Below are 10449 nucleotides of genomic sequence, written 5' to 3' on the forward strand. Positions count from 1 at the left end.
GGGGCCGGCCAGAGGCTTTGCGAAACGAGGGCTGCTAGGCGCGGCCGTCAAACAGGTTCGTGACCGAACCGTCGTGGAATACTTCCGAGATCGCGCGGGCGATCGTCGGGGCGATCGAGAGCACGGTGAGGTTCTCGAAACGCTTCTCTTCAGGGATTGGCAGGGTGTTGGTGACAACAACCTCGCGGGCACCGCAATCAGCCAAACGCTGGGCAGCCGGATCCGAGAAGACCGCGTGGGTAGCCGCGATGATGACGTCCTTGGCGCCGGCTTCCTTCAGCACGCGCACAGCGCCTGCGATGGTTCCGCCGGTGTCGATCATGTCGTCGATCAGGATCGCGATGCGGCCCTCCACCTGGCCAACCACGGTCTTGGACTCGGCCTGGTTAGGCACCGTCAGATCGCGGGACTTGTGGACGAAGGCCAGCGGGGTGCCGCCCAGTCGATCTGCCCACTGCTCGGCAACGCGCACGCGGCCGGTGTCAGGGGAAACCACGGTGACTTCATTTACATCGACCTTGGACTTGATGTAGTCAGCCAGCAACGGGAAGCCGAACAGGTGGTCCACCGGACCGTCGAAGAAGCCCTGGATCTGTGCGGTGTGCAGATCGCAGGAAATCACGCGGTCAGCACCGGCGGTCTTGAACAGGTCGGCAACCAGGCGGGCCGAGATCGGCTCGCGGCCGCGGCCCTTCTTGTCCTGGCGCGCGTAAGGGTAGAACGGCGCCACGACAGTGATGCGGCGGGCCGAAGCACGCTTCATCGAGTCAATCATGATCAGCTGTTCCATCAGCCAGTTGTTCGTTGGTGCTGGGTAGGACTGCAGCAGGAAAACGTCCTTGCCGCGAACCGACTCATCCGAACGCACGTAGATCTCGCCATTGGCGAAGTCGTAGGCGTTCAACGGCAGCAGTTCGGTGTCGAGTTCCTTGGCTACTTCTGCAGCCAGCTCAGGGGGCGCACGACCGGTGGCCAGCACCAGCTTCTTGTCGACGTTATGGCTGATTTCACTCATGGGGTTTGCTTTCTCGCTCGCTTCGCTATCACGTATGAGGTTGTTGTCGAGGAAATGAAGTCTGTAGCTGAATTACTCGGAAGCCGAAGAGTTCAGCGAGGACTTGAACGCTGCGTCAGCCGAGGAGGTGCCTGGGCGCTTTTCCAGCGTCCACCCCTCGGAGTTGCGCTGCGGTGCCACAGACAGTGCCAAGGCACCGGCCGGGACGTTCTTGCGGACGATGGCTCCGGCTCCGGTGTAGGCGCCGTCCCCGATTTCAACCGGGGCAACGAATACGGTGTTGGAGCTGGTGCGCACATGCGAACCGATCTTGGTGCGGTGCTTCTTTTCGCCATCGTAGTTTGCGGTGATGTTGCCGCAGCCGATATTGGTGAATTCACCGATTTCAGCATCTCCGGCGTAGCCGAGGTGCGAGAGCTTGGAGCCACGGCCAATCGTGACGTTCTTGGTTTCGTAGAAGGCGCCGATCTTGCCATCCGCACCGAGGTCGGTGCCGGGACGCAGGTAGGCGAACGGGCCAACCGAGGCGCCATCAGCGATGCGCGAGTCGGTGGCGTCGGTGCGCTTCACGGTAGCGCGCTGGCCAACAACCACGTTGGTCAGGGTGCTGTCCGGGCCAACAGTGGCATTGGCGCCGATGATGGTCTCGCCGTGCAGCTGGGTGCCTGGCTTGAGGGTGGCGTCCTGGCCGATCATGACGTCAGCGTCGATCCACGTGGTCGCCGGATCAACGATGGTCACGCCCTGGCGCATCCAGAATTCGGTCTTGCGCTCGTTGTAGATGCGGGCCAGATTGGAAACCTGGACGCGGTCGTTGGCGCCCTCGATCTGCCAGCGGTCAGCGATCTGCGAGGAGGCGACGCGGCCACCGCGTGCGCGGGCGATGGCGAGCACATCGGTCAGGTACATTTCGCCCTGCGCATTTTCGGTGGTGACCTCGGTCAGCGCCGAACGCAGGATCTGGGCATCGAAAGCGTAGATGCCGGAGTTGATTTCCTTGATCAGCAGTTCTTCTGCCGAAGCGTCCTTCTGCTCGCGGATTCCTGCCACCTCGCCCTGTTCATCGCGCAGGATGCGGCCGTAGCCGTTAGGGTCATCCAATTCGGTGGTCAGCACGGTCACGGAGTTGCGGTTCGACTCGTGCGTAGCAACCAGTTCCTGGAGCACCTCGCTGGTGAGCAACGGCACATCGCCATAGGTCACCACAACGGTGCCTTCAAGCGATGGGTCCACGGCTTCCAAGCCCAACTGCACGGCGCGGCCGGTACCCGGGATTTCATCCTGGTCGGCAATGGTGATGGAAGGGAACTGTCCCAGAATGTGCTCTGCGACCAGATCACGCTGGTGGCGGACCACCGCTACCAGGTTCTGCGGCTCCAACGCGGAAGCCGCGTAGAGTGCGTGGCCAATCATCGACCGACCTGCGATTTCATGCATGATCTTCGGCTTCGCCGATTTCATGCGAGTGCCAGCGCCGGCGGCTAGGACGATGACAGCTACTGGTGCGTTGACCTGATCACTCAAGTGCATTCTCCTGCAAATTGGATTCAAGGTTTTGGGCAGAGAAGTAAAACCTCAAAGCAAGTCTATCGCGAGCTCCGGGGTGCGCTGAAACTGGTTAAAAAATAAAAGCGCCACTTGCGTGACGCTTCATCATTGGTTCCGCCCCTAGGATTCGAACCTAGAATGCACAGCTCCAAAGGCTGGCGTGTTGCCATTACACCAGGGCGGAAAATGGCTTGCGCAGGTCATGCCCGACAAGCACGCTAATTATTCTGCCATGATCAGCCCGATGTGCGAAATCGCAAAACACCGTAGCTAAACTCACTTTTATTCTCTGCTTTAAACTGCCCAAGCCCCCTGGCACGGCACACGCTCAGATGGTCCTGCCAGGGCCTCGATTTGCTCCCGGAACGTAAAATGGAAATTGTGGCTCATTTACTCGGGGGCGAAGCCCTACATCTGGAATATCCCACCCATGTCGTTTTCGACTCGGTAACCATCGGCATTTCCGATGGCGACCGCATCGGCCTGGTGGGTCGCAACGGCGAAGGCAAGTCCTCGCTGCTCGGCATGCTCTCTGACAGGATCGAGCCCAACTCCGGGCGTGTTACCAAGCGCAACGGCCTGCGCGTGGGCGTGCTGGACCAGTCGGACACCCTGGATCCCGAAGCGACCGTGCACTTCTGCGTGGTGGGCGAGATGGACGACCACGAGTGGGCCGGCGAAGCGCGCATCCGCGACATCATCTCCGGGCTGGGCGCCGACCTGGACTGGGAAGCGAAGGTCAGCACCCTCTCCGGCGGCCAGCGCCGCCGCGTGGCTCTGGCCGCGCTGCTGGTGCAGGACTGGGACGTCGTCATCCTGGACGAACCGACCAACCACCTGGATGTCGAAGGCATCTCCTGGCTCGCCGAGCACATCAATAACCGCTGGTCCAAGAACGCCGGCGGCCTGATGGTCGTCACCCACGACCGCTGGTTCCTCGACGCGGTCTGCACCACCACCTGGGAAGTGCACGACCGCCTGGTCGAGCCCTTCGAGGGCGGTTACGCCGCCTACGTGCTGCAGCGCGTGGAACGCGACCGCATCGCCGCGGTCACCGAAAACAAGCGCCAGAACATGATGAAGAAGGAACTGGCCTGGCTGCGCCGCGGCGCCCCGGCCCGTACCTCCAAGCCGAAGTTCCGCATTGAGGCAGCCAACCAGCTGATCGCCGATGTCCCGCCGGCACGCAACCCGCTGGAGTTGCAGAAGATGGCCACCAGCCGGCTGGGCAAGGACGTCATCGACCTGCTGGACACGGAGGTCTCCTTCGGCGCCAAGCAAGTACTCAAGCCCTTCACCTGGCGCATCGGCCCGGGCGAACGCACCGGCCTGCTCGGTGCCAACGGTGCCGGCAAATCCACCTTGCTGGGCCTGATCGCCGGGACCGTGGAGCCAACTGGCGGCAAGATCAAGCGCGGCCAGACCGTGAAGCTGGCCGTGCTGGACCAGCAGTTCCGCGAACTGGAGCAGATCGGCCAGGACAAGGTCCGCGAAATCCTCGCCCGCTACCGCACCACGTTCAATGTGGATGGCAAGGACCTGACCCCGGCCCAGCTGCTGGAGCGCCTGGGCTTCTCCTCGGCACACCTGTCGACCAAGGTTGCTGAACTCTCCGGCGGCCAGCGCCGCCGCTTGCAGCTGCTGATGATCCTGATGGATGAGCCCAACGTGATGATCCTCGATGAGCCCACCAATGATGTCGATACCGACATGCTGGCGGCCCTGGAAGACCTGCTGGATTCCTGGCCCGGCACCTTGATCGTGGTCTCCCACGACCGCTACCTGCTCGAACGCGTCACCGACCAGCAGTACGCGATCCTGAACGGCAACTTCCGCCACGTGCCCGGCGGCGTGGACGAGTACCTGTTGCTGCGAGCTGCCGAAGGTTCCACTGGCGGGTCCAATCCTTCGCAGGCTTCTTCCGAAACTGCCGCCAAGCCTGCTGGCCCTTCGGGCGCAGAGCTGCGTGCCGCGCAGAAGGAACTGAATGCCAATGAACGCAAGGTCGGCCAGCTAGAGGAAAAGATCGCCAAGGTCCACGCCAAGATGGCCGATCATGACCAGAGCGACTATGAAGGGCTGGGCAAGTTCACCGCTGAGATCAACGAGTATCAAGCGCAGATCGACGAATTGGAAGAACGGTGGCTGGAACTGTCCGAGCTGCTCGGATAGCGTCTGCGTACTGTGACTGAGCTGGAGGGGCCGGAAACGGTCGTTGTTGAGACACACGCAGACGAGTTAAGGCGACGCTACTGTTAGTTTATTTGGTACTGGCTTGCCACGTTACTGGCTGTGTACGGTTCCTAAAATATCACTGCCGTGCGCCTTTAGAAGGGTCCCTGCGACAGTCCCGTCGACGATTCATTGGTGAGGGAATCCAGCTCTCCAGCTACTTGCGACGCCACACGGATGTATTCCAGAGCTGATTCAAGGCTTATATCTCCCACCCCATGAGCGGCGGCATTTCGAAGCGAAGCTAGTTCGGTCACAGCATTTTTTCAGATTACTGGGGGCGGAGGAATCTCGTCGAAAGGCGGTGATGGACGATCCAGCACGTGAGGGCTAGGAACCAACAGCCTTAAGATACTTTCCGACTTGCCGCTCAACCTCGAGAAATGCGTTAATAACCCCGGCCGATGGTTTCACCTTCGCGAGTTGCGATGAGAGCTCGTCCGATGGCTCAGAGCCAACAGTCTGCTCTTGACCTAAACTCTTGATTCCTTCGGACAGGACTTTGACTGCAGCGGTGCTCCACGAAGCCTCAAGCCAAGGACTTTTCAGGCTTTCCATGCTGGGCAAACGGTCTTTTATCGCTTCCAAGAGACTTTCTAATCCAGTGCGGAACTTCATGAGTAGAAAAATGACGGCCAGTGGCCGAGCAAGAGAAGCTACCACCGACGAAATAGAGACGAAGACGTCGGGCCAAAGATCGTGCGCTGACGTTTCGACTGGAAAAAAATATACTGCAAACAATGAATACACCACCCGCACTTTCCAAAATGGAGTGATGTCGATCAAGGACGTCTTGGGATGGGCCACCAACCCAATCGTCGGGCCAGCCATGATCGCGACCAAGCCCGAGCCGGAGCGTGCTGCGATCAAGGACGAACTCGACGCCTTGAATGCAAATCCAGCGGCAAAATACCGTAGGCTTCCAATGTCCGATTTCCCATTCTTCCGTCATTTCCCGACGTTGCTGGAAGACCGCCTGAACCACCGAGATGATCCGCAGTTCTTTTCCGAGAGCTGCGTCGAGCGCGAGGAAGCGGCACGCATCGAAGTTCCAATCGCCCACATTGGCGGTTGGTTCGACCTCTTTACCCGCAATACGGTGCGGCAGTTCGAGCTGGCCAGCGAGATGGCATCGACCGATCAGCTCCTGGTCGTCGGCCCGTGGCAGCACGGAAACTTCGTCAGCGAAAAATTGTCTGGCGTCAAACTTCCTGGCAGCACGGTGGATACCAACCAGATCGTGTTCGATTGGATCGCATCGCGCAATCGAGACAGCAAGCGAGATGAGTCGAGCCCATCGGCGTACATCTACGTTTTGGGTGCCAACAAGTGGCGCGCTGAGCAACAGTGGCCCATCGCTGGAACCAAGGTCACCTCCCACTACCTTCGCGCCGACAACAGGCTCAGCGTAGATCCAGGCCCAGAAGGTGAACGCTCATTCGACTACGATCCGCGCAACCCATACGATGCCAAGTCCGTCGCTGGTGGCCTGCCCGATGTCGGAGCGCATCACGACCACCCTGGGGTCCTGGTCTACCAATCGGACGTGCTTACTGTCCCGGTCGAGATTACCGGATGGCCAAGCGTCGAGCTCAAAGCTCGAACCTCCTCCACAGACGTCGACTGGCTGGTTGAGCTGAATGTCGTTTCAGCATATGGAACCTCGCGGCTTTACAGCGAAGGCATCACCCGCGCACGGTACCGGAATGGCCGGGACAAGCCCGAGGCCGTGGTGCCAGGCGAAGAAGTCACCTACACCATCGAGATGCGCCCGACCTCGGTCCAAGTCCAGCCCGGAGAAAGGATTGAAATTGCCATCTCGGGCGGCAAGTTCCCCACCTACGAACGCAACCCAGGCAGCTTCATCGACCTGAATACGTGCACCGAAGATGACATGGTCGTCTCGCACAACGACATCTTGTCCGGCGTAACCGGTTCCAAGGTGAATCTGCCCATCGTTCCAGTCGAAGCACAGGGGGAATGGATCAAGAACCCTTGGCCTGGTTCCCTCAAGTGGCGCCTGACCATGGGCTTGACGGCACGGGCGCTGATGTCGGTTTCAGGGCACACGACGACCTGAGCTGAATACTGGCAACTGCCCCGTGGCGCTGAGCGCGCCACGGGGAATTGTGTTCGTACGCCGGTTATGTGGAGTGATTACACACAGCTGAAAGTCTCAGGATCATTCACCCCGCAGCGGGCGAAGGTCGAGCAACGGCATTGATATCTCGCAATGCCTGCATGAACCATGCGCGATCCGCCTAAATAAGGCCAAAGCGAATGAATCGCTCAACGACTAGAAATCATTGATAACGGAGCCCCAGACGCGGCTAGCTGACAATTCAGGCGACGACTACCTATAAACCTAGCGACGATGCGCCACTCGGGCGACCGTGACGACAAGAACCTCGTCCATCGCTTCATAAAGTACCCGGTAGTCACCAATACGAATCCGCCACGCGTTAGTTTCACCTACTAGTTTCTTACACCCGCTAGGACGAGGATCCCTCTCCAGATGAGCAATACCTAACAAAACGCGACGCCGTATACCAGGGTCTAGCTTCTTCAGTTCTTTAGCAGCCGAAGTGGTAAATTCGACGCGGCAAGAGGTCACGCGTCGAGCTCAGCGCGCAGTTCGCTGAGGCTAATGCGCTCGCCATCATCGACCAGCTTGGCGGCTCGATAATCGGCGACATCCCGGAACATCTCCAGTTGCTCCAAAAGCTCAAAATCTTCAGGTCCAATGAGGACCGCAGCAGGCTTTCCATTCTTCGTAATCTGCACACGCTCATGCCCATAGCTAGCACGGCTAACAGCATCAGCAAGACCATCGCGAAGTGCGCGAATCGTGACAGAGGAGGTGATGGAGTTCATTCTTCTACGATATCATTTGTGTACACAATATACATAATGGACAGTTTCAATTGAAAACTAAAGCATCGGCGGTGCGTGTCAAAATCGTCGTTTACGACACATCAATCAACTTCCCTTGACGATATTTTCGACAGTTGAAAAATCAACAGATTTTCCAAGTCATTTCGTAGTTAAACCCAGTTCCATAAACCGCCTATCCGTAAAGCACTCTTCCCATGAGTATTGATACATCTAGGCTCATTGGATATCTCTTGGGGCTTACCAGGCGCTGATTAGTACCCCCAACGTGTGGCAATTTTTAGTGCTTCTGCTTTTGAATTCACATCCAACTTGCGGTATAGAGAACTAATCTGGGATTTAACAGTATTAGGCGAGACAAAAAGCTCATCTGCGATCTGACCGCGTGAACGGTCCGCACGCAGGCCTGCGAGCACACTGAGTTCACGATCAGTCAAAACAGGCCTGACTTCGACACTGGTGGGTGGCATAAAAATCTTCAATCTGCCCAGCTGATCGGAAGTAAGTTGCAGCAACTCTTCCAATTCCAACATGCTCCCGCTCATCCAAAACGGGGCCAAATCAATCAGCTCACCATCCAATGCATGTCGTTTTGCAATGTCCTCCAGGACGCCTTCCGGCAGCACCCCAATGTAACGTGCTGCTAGCCGCGTATTTCGGATCAGATTATCGTGCCGGGCTCCAGTCACTAAGCTCGGCGTTGCCGCCAGAACAGCAAGAGCCCCGTTGCGGTCCCCCCGATACAGTCGATACAGCGCACGGGTTGCAATGAGTTCAGGTGAAGAAGCGGGTATTGTGGACGCGCCTTGATGGTTCAACGCATTGAAACCACCCTCAACACCCAGAAATGCTGCGGCATGATGCAAGGCTCTACCGGCCATGGGTGAATTGGCTGCATAGGGGCGGGAGAGCACAAGTGCCCCCAGAATCCGGTGCGCTGCCTCTGCTCGATCAGTCGATGCCGCATGGATGGCAAGTAGCAGCGCGTGCACCGCCCAAAACTCATCGTTATCAGGCTCATCTGGCAGTTGACCAAGTACTGAACCCAATTTTCCGATATCCAACTCGGCGAAAGCCACGAATGCTTCGGCAAGTTCTGCAGCTCGACCGACCATTGCCGAACCCCAACGAACCTTGGAATGATGATGGCGGAAGCTTACGAGCCAGCGACGAGCAGCACGGGTGTTGCCTTCCTGAGCATGAACCAGCGACAATTTGGATGCTGCATCCGCGGCAATAAAATGGTTTTCCGTAACCTCGGCCAAGGACCACGCAGATTCGTAAGCGGCTGCCGCCGCAGGGCGTTCGTTGGCGATATCCATCGACATTCCGGCATGTAATTCAGCCATGGCTGCCAACGATGGTCTGACATTGCCAGCAGCTGTTGCCTGCCGGACCGCACGACGTAGACGGCGTGCGGCATCTGCCCCTTCGGAACCGTAGTGGCCGTGGAACCTCAGTATTCCCAACTCAACCAAGCCCGCGAAGATAGCCTCAGATTTCGGTTGCCTATAGAGCTCGATGGTGTGCTCGCGTAGCAATTGGGCAGTCTGATCCGTCAAATAGTCAGGCTCCGTTGTCGGAAAAGGAATAACCATCCGGTCTTTAACGGCCGCGGCAGCGATCTTCATCGCAGGACCATAGATTTGCGATCGTCGAGTAGCCCATCGAGGCAACCGGGTGCCTGCCTCGAATAGGAGACGTGGCTCAGTGGTAAAAAGGTCCACCCACCCATCGACGAGGACGGTGGAAAGAGCCCGCCACGAATGTCTGCCTAGTGCTGAACGTACGGCCTCGCCGGTTCTTCCAGCCGCATGCATGGATTCGATGGCGTGCTCGTGGAGCCACTGTGCACGCTGGGGCTCCCGCCACTCCAAGTCGTCAATAATCACCTGCCGAAGCAATTGGGGCATAGCCCAGTCCCCGGACAGGGAGCGTTGTGCCATGGCCGCGCGGCTAAGGGCCGAGATACTTGGAGGGTTTGGATAACGATCGCCATAGAAAGCTACCATGAGATCTTCAGTAAGTTCAGGAAGGAACGCGCACTCCCTCAATATGCCTTCAGGATCAAGAGCATCAATCCATGGCAAGGCTGCACGACGCAGCGCATTGACTGCAGCATTTTGATTAGAGGAATCCGCCAAGAGACTACGCACACAACCAGGCCAACCACCGGTCAGTTGCCATAATCTTTCTGCATCAGGGAAATCTTCTCCGGTCAACGTGGATATATCTGAAGCGGTTAAGAAAAGATCCTTGAAATCAACAACGTGAGCATTGAAATGGCGCAGCATCTTGGCGGCGGGAAAATCAGCAGGAAGAATGACCGCTATGCGTGTGTTGGGTGCACGCATCTGCTGTTCGGCAATTTTATCGAAGATCTCCTCGGGCGGAATACCCACGTTGATCAGCTCGCCTTGGCCATCGAGCCATCGTAGAGCCACCCGGTGCCGATTCGATTCTTGCGGCGCATAGATCAACAACAAGCGTATCTCCGGATCGAGGCTTGGGGCTATCCGGTCCCATAAAATCTCGGCAACAAGTTCTTCAGCGGGAGGCCTTGACTGCGTTTGGGGGTCCATGCCCAAATTATATCTTTTGACTTGGGATCTTTCGGAAGGAGTTCCGGGTAGTTTTTTGACACAGGGGCACCGCCGGACTTTAGCTCACACGGTCGAAAAATATTGCTAGGAATAGGGCAATGCCCGGATCTCCTAAATGGGAAATCCGGGCATTGCTTTTTGTATTACTTCAAGAGCTGA

The 10449-nt window shown here is 57.8% G+C and carries 8 protein-coding genes and 1 tRNA gene; 2 read left to right on the forward strand and 7 right to left on the reverse strand.

Translation table 11 applies throughout. From position 1 onward, the window contains the following. Positions 1 to 34 precede the first annotated feature (34 nt). The 3 genes from ACNPM8_RS13870 to ACNPM8_RS13880 form a co-directional block, all read right to left on the reverse strand. On the reverse strand, positions 35 to 1015 hold the full coding sequence (locus ACNPM8_RS13870; protein WP_448940031.1) for a ribose-phosphate diphosphokinase: 981 nt from the start codon (positions 1013 to 1015) through the stop codon (positions 35 to 37). Positions 1016 to 1087: 72 nt separating this feature from the next. After that, positions 1088 to 2539 (reverse strand): bifunctional UDP-N-acetylglucosamine diphosphorylase/glucosamine-1-phosphate N-acetyltransferase GlmU, encoded by a 1452-nt coding sequence (gene glmU / locus ACNPM8_RS13875; protein WP_388024133.1) that lies wholly within the window; start codon positions 2537 to 2539, stop codon positions 1088 to 1090. A 133-nt stretch (positions 2540 to 2672) separates the two neighbouring features. Continuing rightward, positions 2673 to 2747, reverse strand: a tRNA-Gln gene (locus tag ACNPM8_RS13880). A gap of 197 nt (positions 2748 to 2944) precedes the next feature. On the opposite strand from ACNPM8_RS13880, the gene ACNPM8_RS13885 reads away from it, so the two are divergent. Continuing rightward, positions 2945 to 4735 carry an ABC-F family ATP-binding cassette domain-containing protein gene (locus ACNPM8_RS13885; RefSeq protein WP_448940032.1) on the forward strand — a complete coding sequence of 597 codons (1791 nt, stop codon included), beginning with the start codon at positions 2945 to 2947 and terminating at the stop codon, positions 4733 to 4735. Between the two features lie 390 nt (positions 4736 to 5125). Here ACNPM8_RS13885 and ACNPM8_RS13890 read toward each other — a convergent pair whose 3' ends face one another. Continuing rightward, on the reverse strand, positions 5126 to 5581 hold the full coding sequence (locus ACNPM8_RS13890) for a hypothetical protein (protein ID WP_166650658.1): 456 nt from the start codon (positions 5579 to 5581) through the stop codon (positions 5126 to 5128). On the opposite strand from ACNPM8_RS13890, the gene ACNPM8_RS13895 reads away from it, so the two are divergent. Beyond that, complete coding sequence (locus ACNPM8_RS13895; RefSeq protein ID WP_448940033.1) at positions 5571 to 6875, forward strand: CocE/NonD family hydrolase; 1305 nt, start codon at positions 5571 to 5573, stop codon at positions 6873 to 6875. The two genes, ACNPM8_RS13890 and ACNPM8_RS13895, sit on opposite strands and share 11 nt — an antisense overlap. 285 nt (positions 6876 to 7160) lie before the next feature. Here ACNPM8_RS13895 and ACNPM8_RS13900 read toward each other — a convergent pair whose 3' ends face one another. The 3 genes from ACNPM8_RS13900 to ACNPM8_RS13910 form a co-directional block, all read right to left on the reverse strand. Further along, positions 7161 to 7409, reverse strand: coding sequence for a type II toxin-antitoxin system RelE family toxin (locus ACNPM8_RS13900; protein WP_105657094.1), 249 nt, complete (start codon positions 7407 to 7409; stop codon positions 7161 to 7163). After that, a complete protein-coding gene (locus ACNPM8_RS13905) occupies positions 7406 to 7669 on the reverse strand; it encodes a type II toxin-antitoxin system Phd/YefM family antitoxin (protein WP_105657093.1) in 264 nt (87 codons plus the stop codon). The genes ACNPM8_RS13900 and ACNPM8_RS13905 overlap by 4 nt, the downstream gene beginning before the upstream one ends. A gap of 272 nt (positions 7670 to 7941) precedes the next feature. After that, positions 7942 to 10269, reverse strand: a complete 2328-nt coding sequence (locus ACNPM8_RS13910; protein ID WP_133833059.1) for a helix-turn-helix transcriptional regulator — start codon at positions 10267 to 10269, stop codon at positions 7942 to 7944. Positions 10270 to 10449: the final 180 nt, after the last annotated feature.

The organism is Glutamicibacter sp. AGC46 (genome assembly GCF_053543715.1).